Source organism: Mucilaginibacter sp. (genome assembly GCF_025362475.1).
Classification (GTDB): domain Bacteria; phylum Bacteroidota; class Bacteroidia; order Sphingobacteriales; family Sphingobacteriaceae; genus Mucilaginibacter.
In genome coordinates this window covers 51,131-68,427 of record NZ_JANYGH010000002.1, presented here as the reverse complement: position 1 = coordinate 68,427, position 17,297 = coordinate 51,131, and the positions used below count along the sequence as shown (strand labels likewise).

Below are 17,297 nucleotides of genomic sequence, written 5' to 3'. Positions count from 1 at the left end.
ACATTTTGATGAACGGATTATTGCTTTTTAGCTAAACTATTAAATTAAAACCCGCAGCCTATGCTCCCCTGAAAAATCGCGTTTTACATTTATGGCAGCTGTTCCATTAGCCTAAGGGGGCGGGCACAAAGCGGGAATTGTATCCGCTTCCGATCATGTATAAAGCCTATAAATTTATTGACCGTTTGGCGTTAATTATTTCTCCAGGAAAAAAGCCAGCAGATCTTTTTGAACCTGGGCCGTATTTTCCTGCACTATCCAATGCCCCGATCCTTTGATAACAGATTCTTTTACATTGGTGGCTACCAGTCTGCTATGGGCTGCCAAAAACGGAGCGGCAAAGTGCTCAGACCCCATAGCCAGCAGCGGCATAGGCAATTTGTTTTTCATCAGTTCCACATTATCTTTAGCGTCCTGCGGGAAAGCCCCAAACCAATGGAACGAGCCAGTTGTAGCGCCAGGCACAGAGTATGCCCTGATGAACTCATTTTTTTCGGCTGTAGTGAATGGATTTTTTACATAACCTACCAATGGCCAAAAGTTGGTTAAAAACAACCCAGCCTTACCGGCAACAATTTCGCCCGAGTGCGGCATCCCAAAAAAACCAAACCACCATGCACCGGCACGTACCTGGCTCCATACGGGTTCAACTCCTGGCAATAAGGCATCCATCAGCGCAATCTTCTTTATCTCCTGGGGATACTGGGCGGCGTAGGCGTACGCTACCATAAGGCCAATATCATGACCTGCGAGGTTAAGGTGTTGATAGCCCAGCTTTTTCATCAGCTCATGCAAATCAACGGCCATCGTTTTCTTATCGTACCCGCCGGTAGGTTTGCCAGATTCGCCAACGCCGCGCAGGTCGGGTGCTATAACGGTAAAATGTTTAGATAACTCGGGCATTAAACGGTTCCACATATACCAGTTTTGGCCAAAGCCATGCACCAGCAGCAAAGGTTCGCCCTTGCCCCCTGTTACATAGTGAATTTTAACGCCGTTTACGGTAGCATATTGATGCTTAAAACCCGCAGGCGGCGAAGCTGGTTTAACAACAGCAATTGCCGCAAATGAAAACATGGTAAGCAGGATTACCAATAACAGGGTAGTTGTTTTTATTTTCATAGTATGATTTGTTTATGTGCAGTCAGCCGCCCCCCTTTCAAAAATGAAAAGAACATTCATTACCCGTAAATCTGTTCCGGGTAATTATCATTGAAAAAAGCTTCAATACCCTGATCAATTTACAGGTTCAAGATCAGCAAAAACAACATCGGTGATCAACAGACCTTTTTCCCCGTTCGTGGTTTCAATAGTATGTATGTATTTGTAAGTATTTGATAACTGATCAAACCCTTCGTCAATCACTTTAATATTCAGATCAGCTAAAGAAAAATCTTCGCTGTTTTGGAGACATAAAAATCTTTCATCCTTTATTGATAAAAAATCGTCAGTATATCCCTGGTCATGCAGATCAATAACCCTGCTTGTTAAGGCATCGCTTAATCTTTTTTTAATGTTTTTCATGGCAATTTCAATTACAGTTTCGGCTCCTTACTCGTTTGCTATTCAATACCTTAGCAAATTTCAATCCAAAACCATGTGATTTTTATCACTTTGCAAGTGTTTATTTTTCCACTTTAAAAACTTCATAAAATTTTCATAGATCCCTGCGTGCAGCCGCCCGCAAAAAAATAGCCCGTGCTTGGCTTTAGTGTCATTAACAAGTCAAATTGACAGGATTATTAGCCTATTTTATATGCGTGTTTAAACTTAAAATGCCACCATATATCGAAAAAATGCACACCCGAAATAGTCAGTCTATCCTAATACAAAACATTTAACTTTAATGCCCGTTGGTATTTTGTATAATTTCGCCAAATAAACTTGCAATAAACTATACAAACATTAAAATGGACCACCCATTAAATAACCCGGCCTGGAATGCTTTAACATCTGGGAACAAAAACCTTTCAACAGGCACCAACCTGGTTAAATACTTTATAAAAGATGTATCCCCATTTGCAGGTATGGCAGAAAATACGCCCGAGAACTTCGACACCCTGTATAACCTCCTGCCACCTTCAACTACGGTAGCTGTTTTTAGTCCCGAAGAAATGGAGATCCCTCAGCCATGGAAAACGATTCAGCAAATGCGGGTTTTGCAAATGGTATACACTAACCCGGCGCCTGAGGCTATAACCGATGTGGAACTTGTCCCTTTACGGGATGAGCATATCCCTGCCATGCTGGCACTCACCAAACTAACCAACCCCGGTCCGTTTTTTAACCGCACTATTGATTTTGGAAATTACTACGGCATTTTTAACGATCAGCAACTGATAGCCATGGCAGGGCGGCGTTTACAACCTTCGCCCTACATGGAAGTAAGTGCTGTTTGCAATCATCCCGACCACTTAGGCAAAGGTTACGCCAGCCAATTAATACAACACCAGGTGCGGCTTATTAAAGCAGAGGATTGTACGCCGTTTCTGCATGTGCTGCACAATAACGTAAATGCTATTAAACTTTATGAAAAACTGGGATTTGTAACACGAAGGGTGATGAGCATTTGCGCGATACAAAAAGTTTAATTATCAATGATATTGATACAAACCATCAGCTCCAAATTGACCTTACTTATCATATATTAGTGAAATAACCTTTCATCTAATTTATGAGAACAAAAACAGGGTATTTCGGCTTGGTTGTACTTTTTTATTTACTGAGCTCCCCACTCGTTTACGCACAGGAAGCTAAACAGCAGCCTGCAACAATTACCGTAAATTTAAAAGACGAAGCAGCAGAAATGAGCCCGGTTTGGGCCTGGTTTGGCCACGATGAGCCAAACTATACCTACATGAAAGATGGCCGCAAACTACTTACCGAGCTGGCAAAACTTAGCCCGGTGCCTGTTCATTTGCGTGTGCATAACCTGCTTACCACTGGTGATGGCAAAGCCGCCCTTAAATGGGGATCAACCAATGCTTATACCGAAGATGCTAATGGCCAGCCTGTTTATAACTGGCACCTGGTTGATAGCATATTTGACACTTACATTAAACTGGGAATTAAACCCTACACGCAAATTGGTTTTATGCCAGAGGCCCTTTCAACTCATCCGCAACCATACCAGCACCACTGGAAACCCGGCGACGATTATAATGATGTTTATACCGGCTGGACCTATCCGCCCAAAGATTACCATAAATGGGAAGAGCTGATATACCAATGGGTAAAACATTCGGTAGAAAGATATGGGAAAAAAGAGGTAGAAAGCTGGTACTGGGAAGTGTGGAACGAGCCCAACATTGGCTACTGGAAAGGAACCATGCCCGAGTTTTTTAAAATGTATGATTATGCAGCCCATGGCCTGAGAAGAGCTTTGCCAACGGGCAAAATTGGCGGACCGGAAATAGCCGGAGGATCAAGCCAAAGCGGGATGAAGTTTTTGAAAGCATTTATAGAACATTGCGTAGCCGATACCAATTACGCGACCGGCAAAATAGGCTCGCCGCTTGATGTGCTATCATTTCATGCCAAAGGGCAGCCAACGGTAACCAATGGTCATGTGCGGATGAATATGGCTCCACAGATGCGCGATATTGCCGAGGGCTTCAAAATTGTAGCATCTTATCCGCAAACCAAAAACCTGCCTATAGTTATTGGTGAGTCTGACCCGGAAGGCTGCGCGGCCTGCGGCATGGCTACTAACCCATCCAACGCCTATCGCAACGGCACTATGTATTCCAGTTATACCGCGGCCTCCTTTGCCCGCGAATACCAATTGGCCGATTCATTGGGTGTAAACTTCATGGGCGCGGTTTCATGGTCGTTTGAGTTCGAAGATCAGCCCTGGTTTTACGGTTTCAGGGACCTGGCCACCAACGGAGTCGATAAGCCAGTACTCAACGTATTCCGGATGTTTGGAATGATGAAGGGCAAAAGAATTAAGATACAGGGAGATCATATGTACCCGGTTAAAACAGTGATTGACTCAGGCTTAAGGGGCTCACATACCGATATAGGCGCATTGGCCACTAAAGATAAAAAGGAAGTTACCTTAATGGTTTGGAACTATCATGATGATGACATCCGTGATGCCGGGAATACTGTAAAAGTCACCATTAATGATTTGCCTGCCAACACGGTTACACTTACGCAATACCGGATTGATGAGCAACATAGTAACTCCTACGAGGCCTGGAAAAAAATGGGATCGCCGCAGACTCCAACTTCCGCACAAATTGAAGAACTGCAAAAGGCGGGGCAATTGCAAACCTTGGGTAAACCGATAGCAATACCTGTTAAATCGGGACGATTAAGTACAGAGATCTTATTGCCAAGGCAGGGGGTGGCATTGCTGAGGATGAGCTGGTAGGGTGCAAACTAATTAACGCATGGAATGCTTTTTGATATGTCGAGCTTAATTAAGTAAATTTGTTTAACGTTTAAAACTGTTATGGCGCTTAATGCAGATTCATAATGGTTAATTAAATAAATTCATAAGACGTAAAAATCTTTTTGTATATGCAAACCCTCGAAATAAAAGTACCAGACAATAAAACCCGCCTGGTTAAAGAATTTTTAAAAGAACTTGGAGTAACCATTAAAGTAAAAAAAGAGGTTAATATTCCAAACGCTGATACTATAGCTGCAATGAATGAACTTAAAGCAGGCAAGGGAAAAAAATTCAAAAGTGTTGAAGACCTTTTTAACAGTATCTGATCAAATCTATGTTTGAAATTGTTACCTCAGCAAAATTTCTAAAAGATTTGAAATTACTTAAAAAGCGATCAGTTAAAGATCTACAACTATTGCAGCAACTAATCACAGTACTTGCAGAAAAAGGCCATAAAGGATTAAGCAAAAAGCATCAACCTCATAAACTTAGCGGCGATTATAAAGGATATTGGGAATGCCATGTAAAACCCGACCTGTTACTCATTTGGGATGAGAATGAACAAATAATGCTTTTAGAGTTAGTAAGAACTGGTACACATTCAGATCTATTTTAATTTCTAAACCCAGGATTACTCCAGAAATACATTAATCCCCCTCCCTTACCCCAAATAATTCACATACTTTTCCTCAAACGTTCCGTCACTGTAAAGATCAAGCAGCCCATAGCCGGGCGCGGTTTCGCGTCGGTTTCCATCCCACCATGCACCACTTACAGCACCGTTGCAGATGTAGGTAACATTATTATAAACCACTTTATCTCTTAGGTGGATGTGGCCGCTCAAACATAATTTAACATTGGGATGCTGGTAAAACAAGCGAATTATTTTGGCCGTATCGGTATGCATATCGCCACCAAGCATTACCCATTTATTAATAATATCATCCTCAATCATTAGCGTAGCGGTAAGGATAGGGATGTGCGACATGACCAACACCGGCATGGCAGGATCGGTAGTTTTCAATTCATTTTCCAGCCAGGCAAACTGTTCATCGCCCAGTTTACCAATGTACCATGTTCCGTCAATATCAAGGTGTACACTATCCAGTAAAATAAACTTCCAGCCGCCTTTGATAAAGCTGTTGTAGGGCTTTGAAAGTTTTAACTGATCCATCGCATACTGCTTGCCATAAATAGCCTGGTTTTTGTCGTTCTCGTTCCACCATATATCATGGTTGCCAAGGCAATAGTGCGTGGGGATGCTGCTTTCGGCTTTCAGAATACCATTCATCAGCTGCCATTGGTCGTTTATGGTGCCAATGTTTTCTTTATTCATATCAAAAACAATGTCACCACCATTCAGTACCAGATCTGGCTTTGGGTTTTGCTGCTGCATATGATGCAGGCATTTAACAAATTTAGCAGGCGCGTCGAATTTATTTTTAAGGTGAATATCGGTCAGGTGTGCCACCCTGAGCACACTTTTTTTAGGATCAATGATGTTACCAAAACCGAGGGTTGGCGCCAGTAACAGGCCGCCAATATTTTTTAATGCTGATCTTCTTTGCATGTATAACGTAAACAGGTTAGATACGGGGCTTTTTATGTACCCCTTTTTCCGGCTTCATTTCTGATCGATTGCTATCCCTTTCATAATCTTTTTCATCCTTTTGATTCCTGCGGATGAGCCATACTACCAGTGCAGCCAGTGCAAGTACCACGGCAATTACTAAGGGATAATTTATCGTTTCCATAACCGGTTTAATAAAACAGATGTAGGGAAAGGACTCGAACCTTTCATATGCTGCCGGCCAGCACCCTACGCAATGATCTCAATGACCGGTGCAAAGTTAAATGCACTTTTTGGGTATTAGTAGTACATGTGAATTATTTAACAAAATAGTAATATACCGGATGTCGCCTGCAGAAAAACGCTAATTCAATACCCAAAGCATAACAACAATCCATCTATTCCTTTACACCGCAGCCTTAACTTTGCCAAATGGCGGTAATCAGCAAAAATGATGTTATTAAGGCTACGGGAACAAAAAGGCTTCCCGGTTTAGCTACTTTTTTAATGAAGCTGATGAAAATAGATGCTTTTAATAGTATGATGCAGCAGGCCGGCATGTTACAGGGTGTTGCCTTTACCCGTTTTGTACTGGATTTTTTAGGCATCACCATTCAGATCGACGAAGAGGACCTGGCCAATATTCCGGCTTCAGGTGCTTTTATTGCGGTAGCTAACCACCCCTACGGCGCTGTTGAATCACTCGCTTTGCTTAATTTACTGGTTTCATCAAGAGAGGACACCTTGTTTATGGGCAATTTTCTGCTAAAACGGGTACCAAACCTGGCCGATTACATCATCGCCGTTAACCCGTTTGAAGCCATTAAAGATAGCTCCAGCATCAGCGGACTAAAAAACACGTTGTGCAAACTCAAAAACGGCACCCCGGTTGCTATTTTCCCCGCCGGTGAAGTTTCTGCCTTTGATTTTAAAACAAAACGGGTTACCGACAGGCAATGGCACCCTGTTGTTGGCAAACTTATTGCCAAAGCCGGTGTCCCGGTACTTCCCATTTATTTTCATGGTGATAATGGAATAGGCTTTAGTTTGCTCAGATACATACATCCAGCCTTGCAAACCGCCATGCTGCCTGCCGAGCTTTTTAATAAAAAAGGGATGGTATTACGTGTGCGTATTGGCAAGCCCATATTGCCCGGTGATTTTCAAACGCAGCAAAAAGCTGATGAGCTGTTACCCATACTAAGGGCTAAAACATATGAGTTAAAAGAAGTTGCAGCTTAAAGTAGCTGCAATAATTTATTAACCGTTGGCATTATAAATAAACCAGGCGTTTAACGACAGGTAAATAACCAGCAAAACCTGGGCGCTTATAAAATCGAACTTTTTGGCCCTGGCTATTTTCTCTTGCTTTACAAGCCTCAGCGAATATGAGGTGCAAATGATTACGGTAAGTATAAAAAACAAAGTCATCCCGTGCAGGGTATCTACCAGGGTAAATGTGGTTGATTCCGGTAGTGTTGAATCAATGATATACTTATTACCAATAACAGCAAACAGTGCGCCTACACTTAGCCCAAAGCGCGAATCAATACTATCCGTATGGATATAAAAGCACATATAGGCAATAAGGAAGGCCACATACATGCCCAGGAACATTTTCCAGAACAAGCCCATGGCGTCCCTATTAATTTGCAACCTAACTTTAAAATTGCTGTATTCGGTATGGGGTTTCTTCAGGCTTTCATCGCCAAATGCTGTTTCGTAGGCCTTAATGCCGGTGCTGATGTTAAGACTATCAATATTCCACCCTCTTAGTGTAAAACGCGGGTCGAAATGTTTGCCCAGCGTATCAGCAACAAACACCAGCGATTGGGAATCGAACTGAGAGTTTTCGATAGAAAATCTTAGTTTTTGCCTGTCGAACGGGAAGTTGTTAATTGCCCAGGAATCCTTCATCACACATTGCAGCTTCATGAGCATATAAACCTTGTTACCACTGGAATCGATAGTTGAAAACGATTTGGTAACCGTTTTTGCCTGTGGCACTTCCAGGTTCTGCAAAAAATCAAATTTCCTATTTTCGTATTTCAGCCACAGCCAAAGGTCAATGGTATATTCTTTATCCTTAAAATTAATATCGTGGATACTGGTAATATAAACCCCGGTTTTTACGGTATCCGCAGTTGGCCCTTTCGCCATAACGCTGGTTGATGCAAAGCATATAAACAGGAGAAATAGCAGGGAATATTTCAATGTGATATCTTGTTAGATTTAAAGCGGCCCATGCTAATATACCTAAATATGTATCAAGTATATTTTTATTACTCGTAATAATCTGGCTTTGGCGGATCAGGAATTTCCCTTAACCTGATAAAAGTTCCATTTTTATGATCTATTTTCATTTCAAACGTCGCTTCTGCGTTGGAGACGGCCAAACCGGCTAAACCGCCAAAAAGCATAGTCGCGGCAACTACATCACCTGTAGAGGCCGTTACCTTTGCTGTACCGGTAAACAAGAAATCGTCTTTTACCTTTTTTAAAGGATAATATTCGTGTTTGGAAGCAATATAGGGCTGCCCTTTATAAACTATAGCATAAATATTTTGAGCCTGTACTTTTTTAAGTTTTCCATTCTCATCTTTTGCTTTCACAGCATCCGGGTATATCTGATACCCTTCAACAACTATTTGCTTATCGGGCGTTTGCTCCATAAATAATTTATAATTGGAGTATAGGCCATCTACGTAAGTTGCCGTATTATAAAGTTTTATCTTCCGTTTTTCAACGCTATCCATTTTTAACACCTCGCGGTAGGTGTAAAAGTTACCCTCATGGGGCTGTTGCAAAAGATTGGCGGCAATAAAATTAATTATAGTTGCGCTTCCGGCCTTTAGCAACCCGTTGGTTACATCCATGGCTTTTACTAATACTACCGTATCTATTGCCGCAGTTAATTGATACTGACCAGCCTTTTTGGAGTAAAGTTGCGCATTGAAATAGCAATAACCCTTTTCGCTTACAGATCCTGTGACTTCGGCAAAACCCAATTGCCGTAATTGTAGCAACAGCTCTCCCTGTTTAGCTGTTGAATCGGTAAGGGAATTTAACAATATTGAAAACTGTTGAGCCAAAGGCTTTTTAGCAACCACCGTAGCCTTCCGGTTAAATAAACCCGTTTGCACAAACCCAATATTGGTGGTATCCGACCTGCAATCAAGGAGTTTAAGACTATTGTATAAGCTGTTTTTAACTTTGACCTCAGGGGGACCAAGCTCAAACTCCTGCTTGTTTTGCGCGTACAGGTTTAGGCAGCTTAGCAGGAGAAGAAATTGAACAAGTAAAATTTTATACATATGAGGCTTATTATAATTAACTGCAAATAGGGTCAGTTACAATAACCAAAAATATCTTTTTTTAACCTCGAAAAATATTTTATTCAAACATAATCTACCGCGATATTTATTTTACTTTCTTCACTCCTTCACTCGTCATTATCACCCGTTTAATGGTACCATCCTTATTATAATACAAGTAATCAATACATACCGAGCGGTGAAAACTACCGGCATCGGGCACCAAAGCGCCGTTATGATAGATGAAATAATTTTTGCCTTTAAATTCAATAATGGCCTGGTGGTTGGTGTTGGAGTTGCCGGCCAGCTCGTTAATTATCCCCTTATAAACCCAGGGACCATTAATATTCCTGCTCATGGCATAAGCAATTTTCTCGGGAAACTCGTAGGCGTATGACAGGTAATACCAGCCATTGCGCTCGTGAATCCACGGTGCTTCTGTATAATGGGGCAGAGTGATGGTTTTTATCGGACCGTCCAGCTCGGTCATGTTGGCTTTTAGTTTGGCATAGTAGCAAACGCCATTACCCCACAACAGGTAAGCCTGCCCGTCTTTATCAATTATAACCGATGGGTCAATATCATCCCAGGGGTGTTTGGCTGCCTTGGTCATATCGTTGGTAACTAAGGCCGTTCCCCGCGCATCTTTAAACGGACCGGTTGGGCTATCACTTACCGCAACACCTATGGCTTTGCCGGGAATTGTACCATGCTCAACAGCAACATACCAGTAAAACTTACCATTGCGCTCAATCACCTGCGATGCCCAGGCGTCGGCCTTTGCCCATGTAAAATCCTTTACATTTAAGGGCGATGGGTGCTCCGTCCAGGTTACCATATCTGATGATGTGAAGCAGGTCCAGCTGTGCATTACATAGCCATTTTGATTGGCGGGTGCTTCATCATGGCCCGTGTATAAATATACTTTCCCCTTGTACACCATTGCCGCCGGATCTGCCGTAAATTCATGGCGAATGATGGGGTTACCGGTTGCATGGATGACGGTATCGCCGTTTACCTGAGCCTGTGCTGAGGCTAAGCAACCGAATGCGGTTATTAGTGTTATGAAGTATGTTGATATTTTCATTGTAAGTATTATTAACTCATATAAATCACGTCACTGCGAGGCACGAAGCAATCTCTTTGCTATACAGAGCGGACTGTGCAGACCGATTTGCTTGTGTAGAGATTGCTTCGTTCCTCGCAATGACGCCGTTTCTATTTCCCAATCATCGGCCAACCATCAACCCAATTCAATTTCTTCAACTGCAATTTCGAGATGCCCCTATCCGCAGCATCATAGGCATGGTAAATAATATAATCATCACCGTCGAAATTAGCTACGCCGTTATGACCTACGCCATACCAGTTGCTATCACCTTGCAATAAAATAGTGCCGCCGCCCTTATTCATGGCGAGGCCAGCTTTATCAAGATATGGTCCTTTTAAGGTTTTTGATCTGCCGATGATCATTTTATAAGTGCTCTTTGGCCCTTTGCAGCAATAATCTATAGAGGCAAACAGGTAAAAGTATTTACCGTGCCTGTAAACAAACGGCGCTTCAATAGCGTTGCCACCTGCATCAACGGGGTTACCATCAACCGCTGGTAGTTTTTCTACGGCATCTTTTCTGCGCGAAGCGATGGTGGGCAGGTTGTCTATATCTTCAGCAACGCTTAGCCTGTCCTTATTAAGTTTAACCAATTTCAGGCCATCCCAAAAGGAGCCGAATATTAAATATGGTGTACCATCTTTATCCGTAACCAAATTAGGATCAATAGCGTTCCAATTGGTTTTGCCGGGAATGGACTGGATCACCTTACCATGATCTACCCATTTATAGGCCACATCATTGGTGTGCAATGTGGCATTGGTAGCCACCCCAATTGCCGATGTATTTTTCCCAAATGCCGATACCGAATAATACAGGTAATACACACCATCGTGATACGAAATATCCGGTGCCCAGATATGGCCTTTAAAGCCGGGGATAGCATCAATCGCCCATTGCGGAGCAGTGCCAAAAACAGGCTGCTCCGGCTTCCAATGTACCTTATCGGTCGAGGACCACATAGCTATGCCCATGCCCGTACAAAAAATATAATAAGTACTATCCTGCTTAATGATCACCGGATCATGCACCGAAATATCGGTGCGCAATTCCTGTGCATTGGCCGTGATGTTAGTAAGCAGCAGGAATATGGCTATGGTTAGTTTTTTCAAAATGTATGGTTTAAAAACTATGTCATTGCGAGGTACGAAGCAATCTCTTTGCTTTACAGGGCGGCCTGTGCAAGGCTGACCTGCCTATGTAGAGATTGCTTCGTACCTCGCAATGACGGGAGGTGGGGAAGATGGTCTTACCCCTATTTATTCTTCAACCTTATAACCTTAAACGCGTACGGCTCCACATTGATGTTTAACGCTTTTCCGTTAACCGCAAGGGTACTTTGCACAGGGCTTACTGCCGTTGGGTTTTCGATAGAGTTTTCAGCGTTGCCTTTATCGCTGCTTAACGTGGTTACATTGGCCTGTTTTTGATAGCTGCCTCCGTTAAGTTTAAAGCTTACATTTTGCGCGGTAGCCCCGGTGTTTACAAATTTGATGATCAGTTCATTGGTGTTTTTATCCAAACTGGCGGTTGCATAGCAGCCATCCTGCCCGGCAACAACATCATTGTTAAGGGTAAGTGGTACTACATCAGTGCCTTTGTTTAATGAAAATAACTGCTGCACGTAATAATTCGGAGTGGCATAGCTTTTCAGGTTATCAAACCAGATTAGGTTTGGTGTCCATTGCCAGCCATCTACGTGGGCAAATAGTGGTGCGTATGATGCCATGTTTACTACATCGGCATTGCGCTCTAAACCGGTCATGAAAGCGGCTTCGGCAAGGGCGCATTCCCAGTTATTCTTGTTATCCACACTAACGGTATGTACGCTCTGTGCTGCATATTCGCCAGCAAATATTTTAGGGCCTTTACGGTCGTAGTTATCATAACGCCTGGCATTGTCCCTAAACCATTTTGGTGGCGCATAATAATGCTCATCCAAAATATCGGCACCTAAACCACGGAAGGTTTTGTTCAGCATATCAAACTCTTTTCCATCAGGTGATGGACCTAAAGCCGATACAATTTTCACATCAGGGTATTTACTTTTGATGGCTTTGGTGAAAACTTTCCAGCGTTCTACATATTGCGGCCCCCATTGCTCGTTACCAACACCTATCATCTTCAGATTAAATGGTGCCGGGTGACCAAGGTCGGTACGCAACTTGCCCCATTTGGTACTGGCATCGCCATTGGCAAATTCAATCAGGTCGAGCGCATCATTCAGGTAGGGCTCCAGCTGATCCATCGGCACCAATTCGGCGGTGTTGAACTCACAGGCCATACCACAATTCAAGATAGGCAGCGGCGAAGCGCCAATATCTTCGGCAGTCATGAAATACTCCATAAAACCAAGTCCGAAGGTCTGGTAATAATCGGGTGTAGAGCGGTTTGCAAATTCTGTATTCCAGCGATTTATGATGTTGGTGCGTTTGTCAACATTGCCAATAGTTTTTTTCCATTGATAACGGTTGTTCAGTTCGCGGCCTTCCACAATACATCCGCCGGGAAAACGCAGGAAACCGGGTTTCATGTCGGCTAACTTTTGCACCAGGTCGGCACGTAAGCCGGCCGGTCTGTCTTTCCAGGTGTGCTGTGGAAACAGGGAGATCATATCCATATCGATAGTACCTTTTCCACTTAGCCAAACATATAGCTTAGCTTTTTTTACAGTTGCCGATGATTTAAATTTTACGCTATACCTGTTCCATTCTTTGTCTGTTGGTGTAAGTTCGGCAGTACCGATAATGGCATCGTTATCGCCATGTAGTTCCACGTTCAGCTTTACGTTGGTATCGCCATCCTGTTTTGCCATTACAGAGAAGCTGTACTCCTCGCCCTCTTTGATCCCCATTCCACGGAAACCTTCATTGGCCAGGCCAAAAAAGCCTGCATCTGACGATACATAGGCTTTTATAAAATGCGGATTCTCCGGCCTTTCTACAGAACGGTTGATGACCTCTATACGACCATCGCCACCATCTTTTTTCTGTTGGGTCCATGCAGCCAAAGGCATATTGAATTCAAACGAACGGTTCTTTACCAGCTCGGCATATACACCACCATCGGCGGCCATATTAATATCCTCGAAAAAGATACCATACATGGTTGACTTAATAGGTGTTTTAATTTTATCGGCCTGGATGGCATAAACCTTAGGCGTTTGCGCATGTGCCGATAAAAGCATACCGGCGCTGCAAAAAGTTAAAAAAGCTTTCCTGATCATTTTTGGTTTTGTTGGTACGCTAAAACTACAAAAAAAATATTATTAAGTGTTATTTCAACAATCATTATTTTTTTAGTATTATAAGATTGTCATTTCGAAACGAGGTACGAGTGAGAAATCTTATACATCCTGCAATTCAATATGCATTTTTCAATTGCCTGTCGCCTAAGATTTCTCTTTCGCGGCTCTCTCACACTCCCTTTCGCTCTATCGAAATGACAATTTTCTTCTATTAAAAAGATGTGTTCACATAGCATCCCCTCTCAAGAGGGGATTCGCACAGGGCCCTAGCTTTTTCTAAAGTTCCCCTCTCGAGAGGGGGCGCGGTAGAAAGTGCGGTTGCAGGGGTGTGTTCATCTGCGTTCCTCGGCCGCTTGTATAAACACACCCCTCCGCCCCTCTCGAGAGGAGATTCGCACAAGGCCCCACCTTTTACCTTACGTCCTTATTTTAATTTACTTCTTCTTTCCCCATATAGCCGTGCCGGTATTATCCAGGCCGGTAAATATTAATGTTGATGTTATTTTGTTTTCCCAATCGCGTTCGCGTTCAACCTTTAATTTATAGGTATCACCGCTGCTGTATTTAAGGGTAATATATGGCGATGCAAAGGTCCAGGTATCGGCGGCATTACCATTAATGGTACCCGCGGCATCGAGTTTAAATTGGGTTGAAACCTGGAAATCCGGGTTGGTTTGCTCGGTACCGTAACCTACAACCACATGGTAACCTAACGTTATTTTTTCATAGGTACCTGCAATATCGGTACTGGCTATAGCCGTTTGCGCAACATTGGCATAACGCTCCGGCGATACTACCGGCCAGCCATCAGGTGTCCAGGAGATTTTGCGTACATGCAGGTCCATAAAGTAAGAGTTGATTCCCGGTCGTCCCTGGTGAGCCATAAAATACTGACCGCTGCCATCATCAAACACGGCACAATGCGCGGTGCCCTGCCAGCCGCTTTGGTTACTAAACTGGTAAGGAGCCAAAATCATAGGCCCATGATCTTCGCTGGTATTAATATCATGCCCATTATAATCATAAAACGGACCTGTTGGGCTATCGCCCCGGCCTACCCTTACATTGTATTTGGTTTGCAGCCAATCGTAACTGATAAACAGGAAATATTTTTTCAGGTCGGCATTATAGATCACCTCTGCGCCTTCAATATTACCGTTGTATTTGCCGCCTGTAAAACCTCGGTTGGCAATGCGTTTGCCTTTATCGCCCGGTGATGCCGCCAACCCGGTTGAGGCATCCAGCTTTAATATATAAATACCATCCCATGCAGAACCATAGTACATGTACTGTTCGCCACTGGTGGTGGTAACCACTGTTGGGTCAATAGCGTTGGTTTGTATTGTAGCATCATTTGCTGATGTTACTACCAAACCTTTTTCTGTCCAGGGACCATCTGGTGATGTCGCGGTTGCCATGCCAATCACGCTTAAGCGTGCAACTGCCGATGACAATGAGTAGTAAAGACGATATTCTGTCCCTACCTTCATTACATAAGGTGCCCATAAGGCATTAAAAGGTGTGCCGCCTTTGCCGGTAATATATTGCGAACCCAATGCCGGCAATGATGAAAATACCCAGCCTACATACTCCCACTTCACCAGATCTTTTGACCGGCGGATCTGCAGACCCGAGCGTACATCTATCCCAAAACCAACATCGGTACTGTAGCAATAATAATAATCGCCAAATTTTTTGATAGATGGATCGTGCACATTGTATACCGTCCATTTAGGATAATAGATAAAGGCTGAGATATCGGCATATGTATCGGTTATAGAACCAACATCAAATGAGGCCGGCGGTGTTACCGGGGTAGTTGTAGTATCTGTTTTAACAGGCGTTGGTGTTTCCTTTTTTGAGCAGGAAAACATTGTAGTTACCAGTACGGCTGCTATGTATAAAACCCTTGCTTTCTTCATCTTGCTTTCTTAACCTTTTGTTTTAATTCCCTCCCAACGGGAGGGGTGAATGGGGTTATGTGCGATGGCAGGGAGGGGTTTATACGAGCGATTGACCCGCCTGATTAAACCCCTACCTCCCCTTCCCCAAGGAAGGAATCGCACTATCCCGTTACTTTTCGCTATTACTTAATAACCCGTATTTTGTACTAAACCTGTATTGGTTTGCACTTCGGTAAGTGGTATTGGTAAATACTCTTTTCCAGGTGTATAAGTATTAAATTCCGGATCTCTTGTTTTTAACCAGGCCAGTTTGGTGGCATCCTGCAACCAGCCCCAGCGACGGATATCGTCAAAACGGTGTCCCTCCAAAGAAAACTCCAGGAAACGTTCATGGCCAATCTGATCGCGCATTTGCGCCTGGGTAAGGTTTGGCTTAACTGTTGCCAGGTTTGGTAAACCCGCACGACCGCGCACCTGTTGTATAAACGGATAGGCATCTGATGTTTGGCCCAATTCATTTAAACACTCGGCATACATGAGTAATACATCGGCGTAGCGCATCAGCCTTTCATTAATACCCGATCTCCAGTCGTACTCATCATTCTGTCCGCTATCACCATTTTCATATTTGTGGCAAAACAGGGCGTTTAATGATGAACTGCCTGCATATCTTGCTGCAAAGGATTGGTTATACAGCCTTTCGCCTGGTTTGTTGTAATACATGGTTACATCCAAACGCGGGTCAACAGCGCCCGTGGTTGTTTTTTCTTCTAAATATTCATTGTATAATACAGGTGTTGGCTGCACATCGGTAAAGCCGAAGCTTGCCGCGCCAAAAGTAATGGCCCTGGAAGATGTACGTCCCCATCCTGATGATGGATCGCCACCCCAGCCCAGGTCAGTACCTCCGGCATCCCTCGAAAACTGCACTTCGAATATTGATTCGGCGTTGTTTTCGTTGTTAGCAAAAAAGTTGTCGTAATAATTAGGCACCAAACTATAAACACCCAAATCAATAACCGATTTAAATTCGGCAGCAGCTTCGGCATATTTTTTTGTGAACAGGTAAGTTTTACCCAGAAAAGCCGCGGCGGCTCCTTTTGTAGCACGGCCAACCTGGTTATCAGCGGTGGTTAAAGTGGTGTAACTTGCAGGCAGCAGATCTTTGGCAGCTTTAAAATCACTGATCACCTGCGCCCAAACTACGTCCTGTGTTTGTTGTTTTTGAAAATAATCTGTGCTTGATCCGGCAGGCACCAAAGGCATTGGCACGTTTTTATAAAAATCGGCCAAATGGAAATAATATAGGCCACGCAGGAAATAAGCCTGGCCCAGTACCCTTTTTTTCAAATCGGCATCCATATTAATAGCCGGCACATATTTTAGCACCTCATTAGCACGCAAAATGCCCTGGTAGTAAGCTGTCCATGAAAACAGTACACCATCACCGGTGCTTTGCATGTTAAACTTACCCATGTTGTAGATCTGATCCCATGGGCTATAGCTTGTAGCATCATCGCCCCTGGTGTTTTCCACTATTGGCGAAAAGCGCATGTACGAGCCATCAATAATTAAACTTCCGTAGGCGGCATTAATCCCTTTAACCGCGTCACTGGCATTTTGCCAAAAGGTTTGGGTGGTTTGCGCGTTTGGGTTTATGGTATCCAGATCTCCTTTTTTACAACCCGTGATAAAAGCCGATAGTGCCAATATTGCAACTACAGTTTTCATATATATATTTTTCATTATACT

Annotated in this window: 16 protein-coding genes; 5 read left to right on the top strand and 11 right to left on the bottom strand. The window is 43.3% G+C overall.

From position 1 onward, the window contains the following. Positions 1–195 precede the first annotated feature (195 nt). Together Q0R88_RS01195 and Q0R88_RS01190 are read right to left on the bottom strand one after the other, a co-directional pair. Positions 196–1,122, bottom strand: a complete 927-nt coding sequence (locus Q0R88_RS01195; protein ID WP_295711386.1) for an alpha/beta hydrolase — start codon at positions 1,120–1,122, stop codon at positions 196–198. Between the two features lie 114 nt (positions 1,123–1,236). After that, positions 1,237–1,524: a hypothetical protein gene (locus tag Q0R88_RS01190; protein ID WP_295711384.1), complete on the bottom strand. Its 288-nt coding sequence runs from the start codon at positions 1,522–1,524 to the stop codon at positions 1,237–1,239. A 386-nt stretch (positions 1,525–1,910) separates the two neighbouring features. Between Q0R88_RS01190 and Q0R88_RS01185 the strand changes: the two genes are divergently transcribed. The 4 genes from Q0R88_RS01185 (at position 1,911) to Q0R88_RS01170 (ending at position 5,015) form a co-directional block, all read left to right on the top strand. Next, positions 1,911–2,591, top strand: a complete 681-nt coding sequence (locus Q0R88_RS01185; RefSeq protein ID WP_295711383.1) for a GNAT family N-acetyltransferase — start codon at positions 1,911–1,913, stop codon at positions 2,589–2,591. Positions 2,592–2,674: 83 nt separating this feature from the next. After that, on the top strand, positions 2,675–4,378 hold the full coding sequence (locus Q0R88_RS01180) for a beta-xylosidase (protein WP_295711381.1): 1,704 nt from the start codon (positions 2,675–2,677) through the stop codon (positions 4,376–4,378). A 149-nt stretch (positions 4,379–4,527) separates the two neighbouring features. Further along, on the top strand, positions 4,528–4,725 hold the full coding sequence (locus tag Q0R88_RS01175) for a hypothetical protein (protein WP_295711380.1): 198 nt from the start codon (positions 4,528–4,530) through the stop codon (positions 4,723–4,725). A gap of 8 nt (positions 4,726–4,733) precedes the next feature. Next, positions 4,734–5,015, top strand: coding sequence for a type II toxin-antitoxin system YafQ family toxin (locus Q0R88_RS01170; protein WP_295711378.1), 282 nt, complete (start codon positions 4,734–4,736; stop codon positions 5,013–5,015). Between the two features lie 45 nt (positions 5,016–5,060). Here Q0R88_RS01170 and Q0R88_RS01165 read toward each other — a convergent pair whose 3' ends face one another. Together Q0R88_RS01165 and Q0R88_RS01160 are read right to left on the bottom strand one after the other, a co-directional pair. Next, positions 5,061–5,969 carry a metallophosphoesterase gene (locus Q0R88_RS01165; RefSeq protein ID WP_295711376.1) on the bottom strand — a complete coding sequence of 303 codons (909 nt, stop codon included), beginning with the start codon at positions 5,967–5,969 and terminating at the stop codon, positions 5,061–5,063. A 16-nt stretch (positions 5,970–5,985) separates the two neighbouring features. After that, positions 5,986–6,153, bottom strand: coding sequence for a hypothetical protein (locus Q0R88_RS01160; RefSeq protein WP_295711374.1), 168 nt, complete (start codon positions 6,151–6,153; stop codon positions 5,986–5,988). A 248-nt stretch (positions 6,154–6,401) separates the two neighbouring features. On the opposite strand from Q0R88_RS01160, the gene Q0R88_RS01155 reads away from it, so the two are divergent. Further along, complete coding sequence (locus Q0R88_RS01155) at positions 6,402–7,211, top strand: lysophospholipid acyltransferase family protein (protein ID WP_295711372.1); 810 nt, start codon at positions 6,402–6,404, stop codon at positions 7,209–7,211. Between the two features lie 18 nt (positions 7,212–7,229). On the opposite strand, the gene Q0R88_RS01150 is transcribed toward Q0R88_RS01155, so the two are convergent. From Q0R88_RS01150 to Q0R88_RS01120, 7 genes are all read right to left on the bottom strand, one after another. After that, complete coding sequence (locus Q0R88_RS01150; RefSeq protein ID WP_295711370.1) at positions 7,230–8,183, bottom strand: hypothetical protein; 954 nt, start codon at positions 8,181–8,183, stop codon at positions 7,230–7,232. A gap of 68 nt (positions 8,184–8,251) precedes the next feature. Then, positions 8,252–9,283, bottom strand: a complete 1,032-nt coding sequence (locus Q0R88_RS01145) for a hypothetical protein (RefSeq protein ID WP_295711369.1) — start codon at positions 9,281–9,283, stop codon at positions 8,252–8,254. 106 nt (positions 9,284–9,389) lie between these two features. Next, a complete protein-coding gene (locus tag Q0R88_RS01140; protein WP_295711368.1) occupies positions 9,390–10,370 on the bottom strand; it encodes a glycoside hydrolase family 43 protein in 981 nt (326 codons plus the stop codon). 131 nt (positions 10,371–10,501) lie between these two features. Continuing rightward, the gene (locus Q0R88_RS01135; RefSeq protein WP_295711366.1) at positions 10,502–11,506 is read right to left on the bottom strand and encodes a family 43 glycosylhydrolase; all 1,005 of its coding nucleotides are present in this window, start codon (positions 11,504–11,506) and stop codon (positions 10,502–10,504) included. A gap of 143 nt (positions 11,507–11,649) precedes the next feature. Further along, positions 11,650–13,620: an alpha-L-arabinofuranosidase C-terminal domain-containing protein gene (locus tag Q0R88_RS01130; RefSeq protein WP_295711364.1), complete on the bottom strand. Its 1,971-nt coding sequence runs from the start codon at positions 13,618–13,620 to the stop codon at positions 11,650–11,652. Positions 13,621–14,075: 455 nt separating this feature from the next. Next, the gene (locus Q0R88_RS01125; protein WP_295711362.1) at positions 14,076–15,563 is read right to left on the bottom strand and encodes an arabinan endo-1,5-alpha-L-arabinosidase; all 1,488 of its coding nucleotides are present in this window, start codon (positions 15,561–15,563) and stop codon (positions 14,076–14,078) included. A gap of 168 nt (positions 15,564–15,731) precedes the next feature. After that, positions 15,732–17,291 carry a RagB/SusD family nutrient uptake outer membrane protein gene (locus Q0R88_RS01120; protein ID WP_295711360.1) on the bottom strand — a complete coding sequence of 520 codons (1,560 nt, stop codon included), beginning with the start codon at positions 17,289–17,291 and terminating at the stop codon, positions 15,732–15,734. Positions 17,292–17,297 lie beyond the last annotated feature (6 nt).